Origin of the sequence: Veillonella criceti (assembly GCF_900460315.1) — a bacterium.
GTDB classification, from domain to species: domain Bacteria; phylum Bacillota; class Negativicutes; order Veillonellales; family Veillonellaceae; genus Veillonella_A; species Veillonella_A criceti.
Window position 1 is genome coordinate 662,490 of record NZ_UHIO01000001.1, and the last position, 18,464, is coordinate 680,953.

Genomic DNA, 18,464 nt, shown 5'->3' on the forward strand with positions numbered 1-18,464 from the left:
GTCTATAACATAACTAAGAAAATAAAAAATTCACAATTTATATTATCGCCAATCCCCTCCCCATCGCTCGTAGGTAAAACGGTGATTCTTCTATAGGCAGTTCTCCTGGCTTAGATTCATAGCTTACCTCGCCTTCCCAGATTTAACCAGTGGCAATGTGAGGTTTGCTCCTCTTACAGTGGCGGGACCGCATCGGCTTATACCGATTTCCCTATTAAGTCTAATGACACCTATATATTCTCTATTTAATTAAGTATTAACTATAGTTTATATAACTCTAGTATGACTGTCAACCATATACCTATATTTAATTTTTAAAGTTATAAAATCAAATATTTTAACTTATTTTTTTAAATTTATACCTCGTAAATTAACGCCCAATAACATAATGCTCAAAATTCCACAAACTATTCCTGCATAAGTACCAATTAATCCATACAATGGCAATATTAAACAACCACAAGTTAACAAAAAAATACCTTGACTCAACGGATACTTAATATTGACTTTGACCCAGATACCTCGTAATGATTTAATAAAAAGCACTATCATCATTAAACAGCTAACTACTAAATAAAATATCCAAATTAATTGTAGTACTGGATGTTCATGGTTTTTTAAATGTAAATCTACACCCTTGGCCAACCACTTAATATACCAAGGTGACACCGCTTCATAACGCATCATATTATTCTTCTTATATGCTGATACCCATAAACTGTCAGTTGATAAATAGCCTTGATAACAGTCTGAAACCGATTCTTTATCTACTAATCGAAAATAATAGGTACTACTACTCGCTTGCGTTAACGCACTGACTGAAGGGATATTAATTGATACTACTTCTTTATCTGGATATATATCCTTAACCGCTTCAAATATTTCAGTATAGGAATAGATATCCCCATCAACAGATTGAAAACTAAAATATTCCTTAGCTGCTAAATTATGCTCTAAATAGTCTATTTTTGAAAAATAAGAGTAACCAATTAATAAACCTCCCGAAATAAATAAAATAATACAATAAGGAGCTGCTATAAGCCCTAATATTCTATGAAGTGAATAATAGCCTATTGTACTTTTTCTATTAACTAATCTTCGATGTAAAAAATACCCTGCAAAACACGTAATTAAACTTATAAAAGTAAAAACCAACAATATAATACGACCATAATTTCCTAACCCTAAATTACTATGTAATTTAGCCAACCAACGCGTTAGTACATTCAAATAGTCATTATTATAATAGCCTGGTATAAATTCATTATTTACTGATATCCATTCATCATTTTTACCATAAAAATGATAACGAATTAATCCATCACGCCCCGGTTCTTTAAAACGAATCGTTAGCATCGACTTTTCAGGTCTAATAGTCATTGAATCAAGTTGCAAATTAGAATTTTCTTTTAATACTTCTTGTACTTTAACATCACTATTGCGCCACATTGCTGCCCCTGTATAAGGCGTTCCAAGTTGATCAAAATGCACAAAAGAAATACTTCTAACCATAATCACTAAACCTGAAAAGCAAAGTAAAAAGAAAATTGCTAAACTAACTATACCAGCATACTTATGTACTCGATACCAACGTCTCATATATTTATCAACCTTCTAATATTCATAACGAACACCTAAGGTATAAGTGCGACCAGCCGTTGCTTCATTATCGTAAAATTCTCTATCAAATATATTATCAATGCTGAATTTAACTGTAAAATCAGGTGTTACTCGATAGCCCACACTTGTATTGACTAAGAAATAACCATCATAAGCCCCATACTCACCACCTGGGGCATTGGCATTTTGACGAGGACTCACATATTGCATATCTAGCAAGGCAATCCATTTCGCTCTATCATACGCTAGCCCTGCATGGAAAATATGTTTAGGCACACCATAATCAACTTGATTATTATAACCAGATTGATTCGTATTTGTGATTTCAGGCCCACTCACTTTGCCCATCTGCCAAGCATAATTAATATACGAGCTTAAATTATCATTAAATCTATGTTCATAATTTAACTCAATGCCACGACGATTTTCTTCCCCATAGTTAATATATTGTTTATATTCAACAATACTACTATTAGGCGCATAAAAATATGTATAAGCTACTTTATCTTTTGTTTCTACTTGATATAAAGAAATATCTAATGTATCTTTATCAGTTAAATGACGTTTCATCCCCACTTCCCAGGTCTTAGATATTTCAGGATCTAAATCTGGATTAGGAATTACATTTCCCATACCTGACCCACCAAACCGATAAATATTATACAAAGCTGGTGGATTAAATGATTCTCCATATGATACATAATAATTCATATTCTCATTGGCTTTATACTCTAAGGCAACCTTGGGACTTATATGATTATACGTTTTACCCTCTGAAGTTGTATCATAACCATTTTTACCGCTACGCCAGAATTTTCCATCCCCTTTTTTGAAACGATCATAACGAGCACCAACAAACAAAGACCATTCATCATCAAATTTATATTCATCTTGAACGAAAACCGCTAAGTTTTTCACTTTCCCTTCGTCCTGTGCATATTGCTCAATAATTGAACCCTTATTATGCCAAGAAGATAAATCATAACGTTTTTGAATCATTTCTTCTTCGTGATAAGAAACCCCTGCATTAATGGTATGTTTTCCAATATCATGCCACGTCTTTTCAATTTCATAGGCCCATTTTTTACCTGGATGTTGCGAATAATCACCAACCCCGGCCCAATCAATCCCTGTATATTTACTTGGAACCGTAGCCGATGTAAATCCATCAACTTTATCATGCGCATAACTTGCTCTAGCTAAGAAATCATTCGCCGTATCCTGATACGACAAAATATGCGTGTCCCGTTTATTCTCACTATCATAACCTAAAAAATTTTTAGGAGAGAGACTTATATATTTATTCTCGCCAACTAATATATTACCTTTCCAAACGGGATTTCCCTTAGCATCACGTACATAAGTAAATGGATTCTTATAAAAAGACTGACTATTCGTTCTTGAATAACTATATGTTAACAGTTTATCTTGATTAAAATTATAGCCAATCTTAAAGCCATAATTTTCATGTTCCCATTCTTTTTCACCACGCCCACCATATAAATAGGTACCATTACTTAATTGTTTCAAATCAGCACTAGCATCAATTTTAGTATTCGCTTTCACCGTATTAGCTGAAGCTGCCCGATAAAAACCACGATATCCATCAGACGAACGCTTTTCATAATTCACTCCTAAAGACCACTTATCAGATAATCTAGAGTTTACTGTAACAGCTTTTTTCCAAGTATTGTTACTACCATATGACATATCAGCTACTACAGAAGTACCTTCCTCGGGCACTCCTTTTGTAATAATATTAATAACACCTGCTACTGCGTGGCCCCCATACAAAGAGGATGCGCCCCCTCTTAGAACTTCAATACGTTCCACATTCGTAATGGGCACCATATTAAAATTCACTACACCATTGTATGAACTATTTTGCTGTACCCCATCGACTAAAACTAGTACATCCGTCGAATCCATGCCACGCATAGTTAAGCTGCCTTGAGCACTCTGATCAATAAAAATACCAGGCAAAAATTGTAAGGCTTCTTGCACTGACGAGATATTCTTATGCTCTATATCTTGCGACGTAATAACACTTACACTAGCTGGCACATTCGCAATATCTTGATTAGTTTTAGTAGCAGTTACTACTACTGTCCCCAAATCATAATCCGATGTCACTACACCTTCTGCAGCTACAATTGAACTACTCAATACAATGCCAATACTACTACAACATAGTAATGCAACAAGTCTTGATTTATTCTTACCTAACATATTACCCCTCCTAAGTAAATCCCCGCTAAATATACCCATACACCTATGCGCTACATGAAAACTTCATAAATAGCCTTTATAAGTCGAATTATACTGCCCTATATTACCCCAGTCAACGAAATACACATAGTAATGAATTATTATCATAACTCAATGCCTATTTTTGAATAAAAAGTAAAAATTAATAAAATACAAAAAATCCCCCAACCATAAACGGTCGGGGGAGGGGATAAATATCAACTGTTTAATACTTTTTCTTCTAACGCTTTTTCTATTTCACCTAATGTCATACCATCACTAACTCGTTTCCAAACTAGTAACCCATTAGCACTAGCAAAATGTACAAAGGTCGCAGCAGCAGAAGGGGAAGAAAATAGTATATCTTCAATTAATTTTCCATTTTTTATTTTACTTTTATACTTATCTCTATTACGTATTACATAATTAGGACAACTAGCTGTTTTTTCTTGAACAACTTCACTACCTTTAAATACCATAAAGCCATCATTTGTCCGTTTACCATAAGCCTTATAACCTTTTAAAGTAGTAATCAACTTGTCTTCTTTCGTTTTTGTGCTTTTACCAATAGGATCAAATATTTTATAGCCCATTGTCCCTATAATCATTTTAATATAAGAAATAAACTCTTCTAACACACATTCTTTTTCTTCAGAAATATTGCCAATTGTAGGCTCTACATTATTTGTAACTTTATAACGGTTACCTTTCTTTGCCATATTACAAAATTTATTTTCCAAAAAGCTTATTTCTGTAGGGCCAAAAGAGTCATCTGATGTTGTGATAATAATAGCTTCCGTCCAATAGTCAATAGATTGATGTGCTTCTACTGCTCTAGATAAAACGCCTAACCCATTTTTTCGTATTCCTCCCTGCCCTATATAAATACTGGCGTTATCATCTTTATCAGTTCCCATTAGAAAATAAACACCACTTTGTTGTAAATATTTTAAGTCATTACAATTATCCGCTAAGGTTCTGGGGATTTTATACACTACACCTGGGCGACCTTCCATACTCCCCTTAATACGACCAGTTGGCTCTTTATCTAATAAAAATAAGGTAATAACTGCTCCATCTATAGCCAATAGTATCCCTACTTTCTCCGCAATGGTAAAATATCCTTTTCTATCATCTGTTTCAAATCAGTGGTTATAGCCCTTTTATATTTTAATCTAGAAACCGGTTCTTCAGTAGTTTCCTTATATTTAGTATAATCAGCAGTCTTAACTAACTCAGATTCGCCAGGTTGTATTTCATTTCGTGGATTATAGGTATCACCCATATATGATACAATATGCTCTTTTACGCCCCATTTTCTTGAGAAAGTTTGATATGCATACTCCCGTGCTTCTTGACTTTTATCTTCTAACAGCTCTGAAATATTAACATCTCTATATTCATTTGGATTAGACAAAATACCTTGCCAAATCTCATCTAGCATTGTAGCAATCTTAGGATTTGATTTAAATAATTCTTCAATAAATCCATTAACTTCAGCCTCTGCTTTTTTCCCGATAGAAGTAAATAAAACCTCTTGCCCTTCACTAGAGGTACTAGGCACATAGCTTTGAATTAAAGAAATAATATATTCATAATTTATTTCTTCTGTATGAGTCGTCTCTAGCTCATAACTAACATCAAACTCTATATTATCACCTGAGTCATCGCCTGTCCCTCTACGTTTTTTTAATTCATCAATAACATTTTCATATTTCCCTCGATACTCTTCCCACTTATCAAATGTTATTGAAAACTCTGTTCCTAACATAGATTCGTCAAAATCACTATACACTCGAATCGCACTAAATGCTTTATCTACATTTTGAAATGCCTTAGCATATCGCCGTAAGGATTCATCTGAAGCCCCTTGGATAACTATATCGCTAACATTAGGAGCAATTAATAATAATGCCTCAATAGCTTTTATAAAATTATCTCTTGATTCTTGCCAAGTAGGTGCCAATACATCATTCTCACCGCCATTTGAATATAAAATTAAAGCATTTTTAACGTGCTCCTCAAACAAAGCCGGCGTTTGGAATGTTACAATCTGTCCAAATTTTTTATCTACTGTAAATAGTCGATTAGTTCGTGAAAATGCTTGAATTAAATTCTGCGGTTGCATAGGGGCACGATCAATAAATAAAGTACTCATACAAGGTGCATCAAAGCCTGTCAATAAACGATCAACAACAATTACAATATCCAACTGTGCAGCTCGACTTAAATATTGACTCTTCTTTCGTGCTAACCGATCATTAATATTGCTATTATATTGCCGAATCGTTTCCATTGAATAGCTAGTTCCAAATTCTTCATTATAATCAGCAATACACTCTTTCATTACGCGCTGATTCTCAATAGATGTTTCATCATTTTCTGAAATAGAATAAGTTATAGCTATCTTTGGAAAATCAGGTAATACCTTTTTAATATTTTCATCAACTTTTATTTTTGAAGTCCCGTTTTTAACAGCCTTAAATAACTTATAATATTTCTGAGCCTGTTCGATAGAACTCGTTGTTAATAACGCATCATATGTCTGTCCAGGTCCTTTTATAAAACCTAATTTATTACGTGAACGGTTAACAATAGAATCTACTACTTGTAACATATGTGATTCTGATAAAAACACCTCTGCTGGAATTAGTTTTTCTTTATCCTTAATTTCCATATCCATAATAGTACGTAGAACTTCCGGACTTAATTCCTCATGGCTATTCCCCATTTTAATACGAGCAATCATTTCATCTAATTGATATTCTGGAATTGTCCGTTTATATTCCACTTGAAAACCTAATACAGCTCTATCATGAATAGCTTCTTTTACTGTATATTGATGTAAACGTTTACCATATTGTTGCTCTGTAGTTCTTGGCAATTCCCCTACTTCAGCATGAGCATTTTCTGCAAAAATAGGAGTACCTGTAAAACCATACCACAATGAATTAATAAAAAATTTCTCAATCTCATGTTTTTTCTGTGCTGAAATTGCTCGATGACATTCATCAACAACAAATGCTAAATTTAAATGCGTAAGCTTCTTATACCTAGGTGTATCTTTTTTAGTTTCAAATCGTCGCATTACATGATGTAACTTTTGAATCGTCGTCACAATAACATTACGATTTGCAGAAAGTAACCGCTCAATCAATTCATTAACATTATCCGTCTCATCAATATCAATGACATCATTTTCTGCATATGACTGAAAAGATGCAGTCGTTTGTTGATCTAAATCAACTCTATCAACAATAAAAATAGTTTTATCAATCGATGGAATCATTAATAAATTACGTGCCACCTTATATGAAGTTAATGTTTTTCCGGAGCCAGTTGTATGCCATACATAGCCCGATATTCTTGTTTTAGAAGCCTCTTTAACAGCTTCAATTGCATGAATCTGATAAGGACGTAATGCAATCAACGCCTTCTTATCATTATCTATCACTGTATATTGGGTAACCATTTTATGGGCCATAGGAATTGATAGAACCTTATCTGCAAAATTAATATAGTCATCTACAGGTTCATTGCTTTCATCAACCCATTTAGTTAAAAACTGTTCATTTAATTTTGTATCTGGAGCAGTTGCAATATATCGAGTATCTGTACCATTTGAAATGACAAATAATTGTAAACAAGAATAAATACCTGTAAACTTACCTTCTTGTAAATATTTCTTTATTTGTCTAAAACCATCCATATACGGATGTGTTCTATTTTTTAATTCAATATGGATCATTGGTAATCCATTAATCAATAGCGTTACATCAAAACGACGATTTTGATCCATCCCAGAGCGTTTTACAGATTGAAACTGATTAATGACTTCATAACTCGAAATACCACCAGCAATATCTTGGCGATTAATGACACGTAATCTAATTGTACCTAAGGTAGCATTCTCACGCTGTACTTGTACTTTGGCAATACCGTTTTCTCCAGCTAACCATTTTGCTGCATCATAAAAAGTAGGAAAATTTAATTGATTTTTTATTTGTTGAAATTCAAGATTAGTTAAAGGAACTCCATCAAGTACATCAACATTATTCTGTTCTAACTTTTTTCTAAAATTATCCCATAAATCATCTTCTGTTCTTAAATCTGGACGCTCTGTCCACTGTGATACTCCAGATACTAGTTGATTGATTAACTCTCTCTCCATTTTACTTTCAGATGTATATTGCATGCCCATGTAGCCACTCCTAACTATTTTATATGCAACTTAAAATTTCCTCATGTAATAATTAATTCTAGTATATCATGATATATTCCATATTGCTTGAAAAAATAACGCTATTCACCCTTGGGAACAGCGTAAGTTAGGAGAAGTCACTCTAAAAATTACTCGGAAAAACAACAATCTAGAGTCAATATTAGTCTTAACTATTTCAGGCCAACTAGGATTAATATCTCAATTAAAATATTTTAATAAAACTGTTGCTGGAAAAGATTTAAAAAACTATTATTTAATCAAACATGGAGAATTTGCTTATAATAAAAGTTATTCAGTAGCAGCTCCTTGGGGAACCATTACTCGTTTAGAACGCTATAAATCAGGTGTTTTATCAACCCTATATATATTATTTAAACCAGTAGAGTCAATTATAAATTCTAATTATATGGCTGCATATTATAAATCAAATCATTGGCATTTTAATATTTCTAAAATAGCTACTGAAGGTGCTAGAAACCATGGATTATTAAATCTATCTCCTCGTGATTTTTTTAATACAACTCTTAGCTTTCCACAAAATAAAAATGAACAAAAAAATATAGCTAGTCTAATTAATTACTTAGAAAAAACAATTGAACTTCACCAGCGTAAGTTAGAAAACTTAAAATTATTAAAGTTAGGATTAATACAGAATTTATTCCCCGCAAATGGAAAATTAAGGCCTATGATTAATATAACTAATAATGTTGAAAACTGGCAACAGCTTAAGTTATTTGATGTTTTAGAGATACCGATAAAAGAAAGACTAGAGAATCCAGCTTTAAATAAATTAATAACGGTTGGATTAAACTTAACTGGAATTCGGGTCGGTAGCGCCCGTGAAACATTAGACATAGGTGCTACAACTTATTATGTTAGAAGAAAAGGCCAGTTAATTTATGGCAAACAAAACTTTTTTAATGGATCAATGGCAATAATAGACGATAAATATGATGGATATGCAACATCTATTGATGTCCCTGCACTGAATATTAATAACAATAAAGTAGATTCTAAGTTTTTATATTATTATATTTCTCGACCATGTTATTATAAAAGAACAGAGGCTCAGGCTATAGGTACTGGCTCTAAACGCATTCATGAAAAAACTTTATTATCATTTGAAATATATTTACCTCCACTTGCAACGCAAAAAAAGATTGCTAAATTAATTAATAATATTGAAAAATATATTGCTAAACAAAATGTGCTACTAAATAATTATATAAATATAAAAAATAAATATTTGCAATTACTTTTTATTTGATTATAGCCTCCTTAAAATAAAATAGGTAATTTTCCCCTTTTTTATTATTAAGGAGGTTTTTCTTATGACAAGAAGACGAAAATCAAATTTATTATTTAGTACGTACTACAGAGAATGGATTCAGCTTTATAAAGTGGGAGCTGTACGAGAGGTTACACTTGATAAATATTGGAATACTCATCAACGAATTATAGAGTTAGCTCCTAATCTTCGAGTCCATGAAATTGACAGAGTTTTATATCAAAAACTGTTAAATGATTATGCTGAGACACACGAAAAACAGACCACTTTAGACTTTCATCATTTGCTAAAAGGCGCTATTAGAGATGCAATTGAAGATGGGTATTTACTCTCTGATCCTACTAGAAAAGTAGTAATAAAAGGTAAATCACCTAGAGAAAAGAAAATAAAATATTTAAATCAATTTGAACTACAAGCACTTATAAAGCAATTAAATTTAACCCCTAATTTAAATTGGGATTGGTTTATTTTATTAATCGCCAAAACAGGAATTCGTTTTTCAGAAGCTTTAGCTATTACTCCAGAAAGCTTTGATTTTTTTACCCAAAAATTAACAATTTCACAAACTTGGAGTTATAAAAAAGGTGATGGAGGGTTTCAACCTACAAAAAATCATTCTTCAATACGCAAAATACAATTAGATTGGCAAATAGCAATGCAATTTTCCCAACTTACGCAAGGATTACCACATGATAAACCTATATTTGTTACAAAGCGAGTATTTAACTCAACAATCAATAATCGCTTACAAAAGCTGTGTTTAAAAGCTAAAATACCAATTATTACTATACACGGATTACGACATACTCATGCATCTTTACTGTTGTTTGCGGGTGTTTCAATCGCTAGTGTCGCTGCCAGATTAGGTCATTCAAGTATGTCTACAACACAGGAGACCTACTTACATATCATTCAAGAATTAGAAAACCAAGATAATGATAAAATTATGAGACATTTAGCATCGCTTATTTAAAAAATAGGGACTGTAACATAAATGGCAAATAAAAATCACATTTCGTTACAGTCCCTACTTTTTTATAAATAATAAATTAATATAGACTTTCTTCAAAATTTTTAAGAATTTCATTCTATATTGGTAAAACTTACTTGTTCCATTGAAGAAAGTTAAAAATACATTTAATTTATTTTGGAATATATTATATCTAGAAACCCCTTGTGGTAATAAAGCCAATTTCTTTAGTATATTTTAGATCTCAAAGAGTAAGCCGTATAGTGATTATCTAAAATGACTGTTGGGTTAAAACCAAAACAAAAATTATTTAAATAAGTAATTTATTGAACAGAAATATGTTTAAAATCATCTTTTATTTTTTTGATTCCCCTGAGTAAATTTTACCAAATTTCCTTAATTTAGGCTGTTTCCATATATTAAAGCCCCTAAATCTTATTATTGGGTTTATTTATCCTTTTTCAGGGAATAAATATCGTAAATATATACTTTTTATCTTTTTTAAAGCTTCTAACTTACTTTGGTGAAGTTCAATTTTTTTATCTAATAAAAAAATAAACTTTGAAATCTTTATCATTTCACTTTTAGAAGGGAGTTTAATGTTAACAACTTTTATATTTTCTTTAGATAAGCTAGGAACGCCTGTAGATTCATCTAATTTATTCCACTTAATTTGTTGAAATAATATAAATAAAAAATAGAGTGAAATATATTTATTGGGAATTACATAAAATAAAGTATCAACAGTCCAAAAAGGAGCGTTTAAAATAAAAGGCTTATTAATAGTGCCTTTTCTGCCAATTCCAACAGCATCCTTATCATATGACAAAGCAGAATTAACCTTTGTCAATACTCCGCCAGTTCCATAAACAGGAATTGTACCTTTATTTAAATGTTTATAGTCTTTTCCATTATTAATAATACATACGTCCCCTAACTTACGCTGTTCCCAATTTGTATTAAAACCACTAAATCTTATTATCGGATTTGTTTGTTTCTTTTCAGGAAATAAACATTGTAAATATCTACTTTTTATTTTTTCTAAAGATTCAAGCTTACGCTGGTGAAGGGTGATAAGGTGGTCGAATTTTCTAAAGAAAACACTTATTTTTGTCTGTTCTTTTCGATAAGGATAGTTTAAATCTATTTTTTCTAAATCAGAATTGTGGAGATGGACTATAGATTTACCTTGCGCCATTTTTGCCATATCCTTATGCGCCTTTCCATTGGATATACTAATAGCTAAAAATACAGAATCAATTTCAGATAATGGTGTAATTATATTTAAGTCACCGCCCAGCAAAATACCCGACTTTTCAACGACTGAGGCTATGGAAATATCTTCAGCAGTCTCACCAGAAGCCGGAACTATAACTTCTCCACCATTACTATAAACAGAACCTATTTTACTAAATGTATATGTATCTACGTCAGTTATTACCATCTCATAGTTGGTATAAAGTCTACCATATAAAATAATTGGCACTCCTTCTTTTTTCAAATCTGCTTTCGAATACCCTATTCCTTTAGAAAAATTAACAATCTCCCCTAACTTACGCTGTTCCCAATCGTCTGTAAACCCTTTAAAACGTAATACTGGTGCTCTTCTTTGCTCTTTTTTCATCGTTTGAACACCGCCTTTGTTGCTTCAATAATATCTCGTGTCTCATCCGTTACCTGTAATTCATCAAGCATAGCTAAAAATTCTTTTTCAGTTTCTTCAATTTCTTTATTGATAGAGATTATCTCTTTACTCAATTCAATAATATCAATAGGTTCTTCTTCTTCAAAAGTATCTACATATCGTGGAATATTAAGATTAAAATCATTCTCTTTAATTTCTTCAAAAGATGCTACATGAGCATATTTATCTACATCTTCTCTATTTTTATATGTATCTAAAATTTTCTGAATATGCCCTTCTTCTAATAAATTTTGATTTTTACCTTTAGTAAACTCATTAGAAGCATCAATAAATAAAACGTCCCGATTGGTTCTATTTTTCTTCAAAATAATAACTGTAGTAGGAATTGAAGTATTAAAGAAAATATTGGCAGGTAAACCAATTACTGTATCAATTGCACCATTCTCTAACAAAACTTTTCTTATTTTGCCTTCTGCATTGCCTCGGAATAATACACCATGTGGTAGCACTATCGCCATTACTCCTGTATCTTTTAAATGATAATAACCATGTAACAAAAATGCAAAATCAGCCTTAGATTTTGGTGCTAATACACCATATGTAAAGAAACGCGGGTCATCTAAAAATCCTTTTTCAGCTCCCCATTTGGCTGAATATGGTGGATTCATTAAGACTGCATCAAAGTTTGTAGGTTCCTCTGTTGGCCAATCTTGATCTAAAGTATCTGCATTATGTAGATGTTGGTTTTCAATAGGAACACCATGAAGAATCATATTCATACGTGCCAAATTATATGTAGACGTATTTAACTCTTGCCCAAAATATTGAATCATACCTGGCATATTTGAATATTTTTTTGCATTTAAAAGCAATGACCCAGAACCCATAGTTGGGTCATATACTGAAAATCCAGGCATATCTTCACGATCATTCAACACTATCCGGGTCATAAGAGTAGATACTGCTTGAGGAGTATAGAATTCCCCAGCCTTTTTTCCAGAATCAGAAGCAAATTGTCCAATTAAATATTCATATGCATCACCCAACACATCCCCACTATGTGCCAAATCTAGATTCGCTAATTCTTTCATAACTCCAGAGATAGTCTGGTTTTGCTTTTGAGGCGTATTTCCTAATTTTTTAGAAAACAAATCTATATCTTCAAATAAATTAGCAAATACAGGAGAAGATAATTGAATATCAGATAAACCTTGTGCTAAATATTCTAAATGAAACTCTCCAGTATTCATTAATTCTACCAAATAGGTAAATGTTAATTCAGGTTTAATAATGTACGATATATTTTCATACACATCTTTAATAAATTCTTCGTCATCAATATTCGTTGTATATTCACGTTCAAAAATACGTTGTGCTTCTATTAAATCCTCTGTTGGCTCATCTAATAGTTCAGCAAAAGTTAATAATAATTTATCACTTAAATATTTATAGAATACAAGACCTAATAAATATGACTTATACTCATTCGCGTCCATCTTAGACCTTAATATATCTGCACAATTCCATAGTGCTTGATACAAAGTTTTTGAATTAGATTCTGCCATGATTGCCTCCCTACTAATACTACATATATCATTGCTGTTATATACACTTACACTGATAATCAGTGTAAGCTCTTAATATATTATTGTAGACAAATTTTATACAATAGAACAGTACATTTTGGTCATACTCTTATTACAATTCTAAATAAAAAGACAGATAATATCACTTTTTTCTAGATATTATCTGTCTTTTTATAATATGCATTTCAAGTATATTTATTTCAACCAATTATAATATTTCCGCCTAATATATCAATATAGAAATGCTTCTATTTTAATGGAATTACGCAATTGACTCAAACATTTATTCGATGTATTATTTTAGTAAAGGTACAGGAGGTGACATATATGGGTTACATTAATTACGATTTAGAGCCACGTGCTGATATTGCATTTATTGACATGAAGTCTTTTTATGCCAGTGTAGAGTGCATCGAACGAGGGCTTAATCCTCTCACCACTTCGCTATGCGTTATGAGCCGAGCAGACAATTCCAAAGGGCTCATCCTTGCCTCATCACCTACTTTCAAACATGTATTCGGTAAGCAAAATGTCAGTCGTTCCTATGATTTACCCTTTGATATTGAAACTCGACGTTTCAATTTAAAAAGAGTCCTCCAAGAGGGCTTTCCTATCAATAATACTTATATAAATTACATTGAAAGCTGGGCTAAGCGAACCCTGATTGTGCCACCTCGCATGGGCTTATATATTGTAAAAAATATTGAAATTCAACAAATTTTTCGTGAATATGCAGCAACTGAAGATATTTGCCCCTATTCAATTGATGAAGGGTTTATTGATTTAACCCGTTCACTTAATTATTTTGTGCCTCAGCCAGAACTTTCACGCCGTGAAAAACTCGATATTCTCTCTGCTAAAATCCAACATGATATCTGGCGTCGCACGGGCATATTTAGTACGGTTGGCATGTCCAATGCGAATCCCCTACTGGCTAAACTAGCCCTAGATAATGAAGCTAAAACTACCCCTATGATGCGTGCCAATTGGTCCTATGAAGACGTACCAAGTAAAGTATGGCAACTACCTAAACTAACGGACTTTTGGGGCATTGGTCAGCGCACAGCACGCCGTTTAGAAAAACTAGGTATTCATACAATCAAAGAATTAGCCCATGCAAATCCAGATAGTTTGAAAAAAGAATTCGGTGTCATCGGTGTACAACTCTGGTTTCATGCCAATGGAGTTGATGAAAGTAATGTACGCGAACCCTACAAAATACAATCCAAAGGCATTGGCAACTCACAAATTTTACCGCGCAACTACACCAAACAAGAAGACATAGAGTTACTTCTTTCTGAAATGGCCGAACAAGTTGCTATCCGCTTACGCCGTAGTCACCAACAAACACAATGTGTCGCTATCTATATAGGCTTTGCCAAAGAATCTTGGAGCGCTAATACTAATCTAGCTACCACTAACACTAATACTAATCTCGCTAATACTAACACTACTAATGCTAATCTCACTGACATAACTAATACTACTCCTCTTACTACTCGTAGCACTATACAAGCTCAAATGAAAATTGAACCGACGCAACTAACAAAAGACCTTACACAACATATTCTCACTCTATTTCGTAAACATTATAAAGGTGAACCGGTTCGGCAAATTGGAGTCCGTTACAGTCAATTACTACCAGAAACACTCCAATCTATTTCACTCTTTGATAATCCTGAAACAATTCAAAAAGCCCATAATTTAGAACACACCATTGATGATATCCGTCGCCATCATGGTTTTCTAGCTCTCCAAAAGGCTTCAGCCTTACTAGAGGGATCCCGCGCTATTGCTCGCAGTAAACTAATTGGTGGCCATGCAGCCGGCGGTGCTGGAGGATTGGATGGTCTCTTATGATTAATCGTTCCTACTTACCATTTCAATCGGCCCGCACCTATAAAGACCGAAAAATGGCCAAATGGATGGGCTTCTTCTTATCCGATCATCAGACAGCACTTTTGCAGTCACACGTTTCAGTAAATTTTGGCCAAACTATGGAGCAAGAAGAACGTTTAATCTGGCTAGGACGTCTTTATGCGCAACAATGTAAAGCTACATTTTACATAGAAAAACAATTAAAACAAGGGCTAAACGTGCAGCAATTGCAAGGCTATGTACAAGATGTAAACTTACAGGAAGTCATTATAAAAACAGCTAAAACTTCAGAATTTGTAACTGTTTCACCAGATCAAATTATTCGTATTACCACTGAGGAGATGGACGAAAATGGAAACTAGAGAGTTTCAACGTAATCAACTACAATTTGCTTATTTTACGCCCAATTACTTACAATTCGAAAATGATTTTTACGAGTATTCAGCGTTAGATACACCACTCACCTTTTTAACCGATGATATTTTACAAAGCATGGCCCATTCACAACAGAATTATTTTAAATTAAATAAAGAAAACGCCAAAGACAATCAAGACCATTATTTTTATTTCAAAATTCATACCGTTGAACACAAACGCTTAATTCGCCAATATGTATATGACGGACATGCCTTACATAAACGAGATTAATACCTATCCAAGTACACTCTATCCCCAATCTAATTAATACATCTAAAATCAATATATTATTTTTTCTGGAGCACAGTATAATTTGATAAACTATCTATCATACTCCATGTACCACCTACATCCTGAAGAAAATCTGCCATACGACGATTCTCTACTATAGCTAATACTTGCGGGGTAATCACTACTTTCTCTGCAGCTAATAAAGGCATGACATTTTTAGTATTCCAATCCATATTGGACGGTTTCATATGTGGAATATCTTCAGATTTTTCAATTCGATACACTAATCGCCCACTGTAATAATCTATTGACGTTTTATAATTACCATAGCTAACAACCATGTCCTGAGCGGTTACATGATCTGCTACTATATAGCCAATATTCTTAGCTGAATATTGAGCACATAATGGAATCACTACAGCAAATGTAAGAATAGTATATAAAATAATATTGTTCAACACTACACGTTTCACAAAGCTATAACGCTCATGTAATTGACGGGCAACTAATAGAGCAATTGGTAACAAATAAGGAAATGTATATGTTGTATACTTTGTAGCCATCAACTGGTAAAATACCACAATTATAAGTGCCCAAATTAATAAAAAAGTCGTTGTCTGATCAAAAGTGCACCATCGTTGCCAAAAACTCTTGGTGTTTAATTGAGAACGACGGTCTTGCCAATATCGTTTTAACATGGCAGGCACAGTAAATATCCACGGGAAAAATCCAATAACAAACATGCCTAAATAGTAATACCATACATTATCTCGCGGATGCTCTGACACAGTAGCCCGCAATACATTATGTACGCCAAAGAACACATTGATAAACTCCATGCCATGTGTCTTATACATAAAATAATACCAAGGTCCGGCCACTAGCAAGAAAATAACTGTACCACCTAGCCATTTCATACGAAGTAATTCTTTATAATTTTGTTGACTTATTAAAAATAAAATAACGATAAGTCCTGGTAGAAGCAAGCCAATAGGCCCCTTTGTCAACACAGCCAGCCCCGCAAAGAAATAGGCACCATAATAATAATTCCGTTGCAAACGACTGTACCCTAAGTAAAAGCAAATTAAGGCTGCATTGAAAAAGACAAACAATGTCATATCTGTAATCACAGCTTTAGCAATAAGCCAGTATTCAAAAGAAGTACCTAAAATTAAAGCCGACATAAAACCAATAGCTCGGTTATAAACTTTATATCCAAACCAATACGTCATAAATAATCCTAAAACACCAAATAGCGCAGGGAAAAAACGGGCGCCCCATTCATTAATGCCAAAGAGTTTAAAGCCTGCTATCACTTCCCAATAGAAAAAAATGGGCTTATCATACCAATAATGACCATAAATTTGTGGTGACAAATAATTCTGAGCTAATAGCATTTCTTTAGCTGTTAGTGCATAGTTCGATTCTACAGGATCAGTAATAGCAATGGCCCAATTACCAACTAAAAATAGGTATAAGGCTATCCCTAATAAGGTAGCACACTGTTTTTTTACACTAGTCATGATAAATACTCCTATTTTTCAGTATAATAATTATCTAAAGAAGCACTAACTATTTCAGATTTTGCCATATTTTCTATCTCTTCTTCATCATTATTAAATTTCTGATGTAATATAGCAGGCGCCATTCCTCCATTAACATAATCGTTTATACAATTAGGTAGTTTATCTCCATATACAGTTAATAAATAATTCAGTACATTTAAACTTATGCAGCCAATAAGAATTCCTAATATCATACCAACCAATACATCTGTAGGAAAATGTGCATATAAATAAATTCTTGAGATCCCGATAAAAGCAGCTAAACCAAGTCCCCAATAGCGTCTAGGAATTTTATCTAACATTAAGATTGTAGCTATAGCAAAAGATGACCAAGTGTGACCTGAGGGAAATGAATAGCCCTGAGGGGCTGTAATTAATAATTGTAACGTTGGTTGCCATTCAAAAGGTCGAATACGTCCTACTAAAGGCTTAATTCCTAAATTACAAATTAAAAAGCCTAATGCTAACGCTACTACAATAGCGATACCAGTCTTGCGATACTCTGATCGCCAAAGTAAATAAATCCCTACGGCAATCCAAATAACGCCACTATCCCCTAAAGTAGTAATCGTAATCATGAATGAATCCAACCAATTTGTATGCCCATGTAACCAAATATAATTTAAAATAGCAAAATCAACTTGTTGTATATAATTTAATACACTCTCCATACTATGCCTCCTGGATTTTTCTATATAGATAGTATATAAAGGCTTATTAAACTCTCCTTACAACAAATTTAAATTATAAATAAACTTTCTATTACTAATTTTAAAATTCAACAATAAAAAGCTA

At 32.9% G+C, this 18,464-nt stretch carries 13 protein-coding genes and 1 riboswitch; of the genes, 5 read left to right on the plus strand and 8 right to left on the minus strand.

Going from position 1 to position 18,464, the window contains the following annotated elements:
• Positions 1 to 78 precede the first annotated feature (78 nt).
• A riboswitch (cobalamin riboswitch) is annotated at positions 79 to 249 on the minus strand.
• A gap of 93 nt (positions 250 to 342) precedes the next feature.
• The 4 genes from DYE54_RS03000 to DYE54_RS03015 all read right to left on the minus strand — a co-directional run bounded on the left by DYE54_RS03000 (position 343) and on the right by DYE54_RS03015 (position 8,068).
• The gene (locus DYE54_RS03000; protein WP_115309848.1) at positions 343 to 1,599 is read right to left on the minus strand and encodes a PepSY-associated TM helix domain-containing protein; all 1,257 of its coding nucleotides are present in this window, start codon (positions 1,597 to 1,599) and stop codon (positions 343 to 345) included.
• 15 nt (positions 1,600 to 1,614) lie between these two features.
• Positions 1,615 to 3,849, minus strand: coding sequence for a TonB-dependent receptor (locus tag DYE54_RS03005; RefSeq protein ID WP_172460544.1), 2,235 nt, complete (start codon positions 3,847 to 3,849; stop codon positions 1,615 to 1,617).
• A gap of 236 nt (positions 3,850 to 4,085) precedes the next feature.
• On the minus strand, positions 4,086 to 4,955 hold the full coding sequence (locus DYE54_RS03010; protein WP_245935681.1) for a GIY-YIG nuclease family protein: 870 nt from the start codon (positions 4,953 to 4,955) through the stop codon (positions 4,086 to 4,088).
• 8 nt (positions 4,956 to 4,963) lie between these two features.
• Entirely contained in the window at positions 4,964 to 8,068 is a 3,105-nt protein-coding gene (locus DYE54_RS03015; RefSeq protein WP_115309850.1) for a type I restriction endonuclease subunit R, EcoR124 family, read from the minus strand.
• 427 nt (positions 8,069 to 8,495) lie between these two features.
• On the opposite strand from DYE54_RS03015, the gene DYE54_RS03020 reads away from it, so the two are divergent.
• Both DYE54_RS03020 and DYE54_RS03025 read left to right on the plus strand, forming a co-directional pair.
• Positions 8,496 to 9,356 (plus strand): restriction endonuclease subunit S, encoded by an 861-nt coding sequence (locus tag DYE54_RS03020; RefSeq protein WP_115309851.1) that lies wholly within the window; start codon positions 8,496 to 8,498, stop codon positions 9,354 to 9,356.
• A gap of 64 nt (positions 9,357 to 9,420) precedes the next feature.
• Positions 9,421 to 10,350 carry a site-specific integrase gene (locus DYE54_RS03025; protein WP_115309852.1) on the plus strand — a complete coding sequence of 310 codons (930 nt, stop codon included), beginning with the start codon at positions 9,421 to 9,423 and terminating at the stop codon, positions 10,348 to 10,350.
• Between the two features lie 448 nt (positions 10,351 to 10,798).
• Here DYE54_RS03025 and DYE54_RS03030 read toward each other — a convergent pair whose 3' ends face one another.
• Together DYE54_RS03030 and DYE54_RS03035 are read right to left on the minus strand one after the other, a co-directional pair.
• Positions 10,799 to 11,971 carry a restriction endonuclease subunit S gene (locus DYE54_RS03030; RefSeq protein ID WP_115309853.1) on the minus strand — a complete coding sequence of 391 codons (1,173 nt, stop codon included), beginning with the start codon at positions 11,969 to 11,971 and terminating at the stop codon, positions 10,799 to 10,801.
• The gene (locus DYE54_RS03035) at positions 11,968 to 13,557 is read right to left on the minus strand and encodes a type I restriction-modification system subunit M (protein WP_115309854.1); all 1,590 of its coding nucleotides are present in this window, start codon (positions 13,555 to 13,557) and stop codon (positions 11,968 to 11,970) included. Before DYE54_RS03035 ends, DYE54_RS03030 begins: the two co-directional genes overlap by 4 nt.
• 348 nt (positions 13,558 to 13,905) lie before the next feature.
• Between DYE54_RS03035 and DYE54_RS10435 the strand changes: the two genes are divergently transcribed.
• From DYE54_RS10435 to DYE54_RS03050, 3 genes are read left to right on the plus strand one after another with little or no spacing between them, the layout of a single operon-like run.
• Positions 13,906 to 15,438 carry a Y-family DNA polymerase gene (locus DYE54_RS10435; protein WP_115309855.1) on the plus strand — a complete coding sequence of 511 codons (1,533 nt, stop codon included), beginning with the start codon at positions 13,906 to 13,908 and terminating at the stop codon, positions 15,436 to 15,438.
• On the plus strand, positions 15,435 to 15,818 hold the full coding sequence (locus DYE54_RS03045) for a CBS domain-containing protein (protein WP_115309856.1): 384 nt from the start codon (positions 15,435 to 15,437) through the stop codon (positions 15,816 to 15,818). Before DYE54_RS10435 ends, DYE54_RS03045 begins: the two co-directional genes overlap by 4 nt.
• Complete coding sequence (locus DYE54_RS03050) at positions 15,808 to 16,104, plus strand: DUF5960 family protein (protein WP_115309857.1); 297 nt, start codon at positions 15,808 to 15,810, stop codon at positions 16,102 to 16,104. The genes DYE54_RS03045 and DYE54_RS03050 overlap by 11 nt, the downstream gene beginning before the upstream one ends.
• A 56-nt stretch (positions 16,105 to 16,160) precedes the next feature.
• Here the strand turns inward: DYE54_RS03050 and DYE54_RS03055 are convergent, their stop codons facing one another.
• Together DYE54_RS03055 and DYE54_RS03060 are read right to left on the minus strand one after the other, a co-directional pair.
• Positions 16,161 to 17,627, minus strand: coding sequence for an ArnT family glycosyltransferase (locus DYE54_RS03055; protein ID WP_115309858.1), 1,467 nt, complete (start codon positions 17,625 to 17,627; stop codon positions 16,161 to 16,163).
• Between the two features lie 11 nt (positions 17,628 to 17,638).
• Positions 17,639 to 18,340 carry a phosphatase PAP2 family protein gene (locus DYE54_RS03060; RefSeq protein WP_115309859.1) on the minus strand — a complete coding sequence of 234 codons (702 nt, stop codon included), beginning with the start codon at positions 18,338 to 18,340 and terminating at the stop codon, positions 17,639 to 17,641.
• Positions 18,341 to 18,464 lie beyond the last annotated feature (124 nt).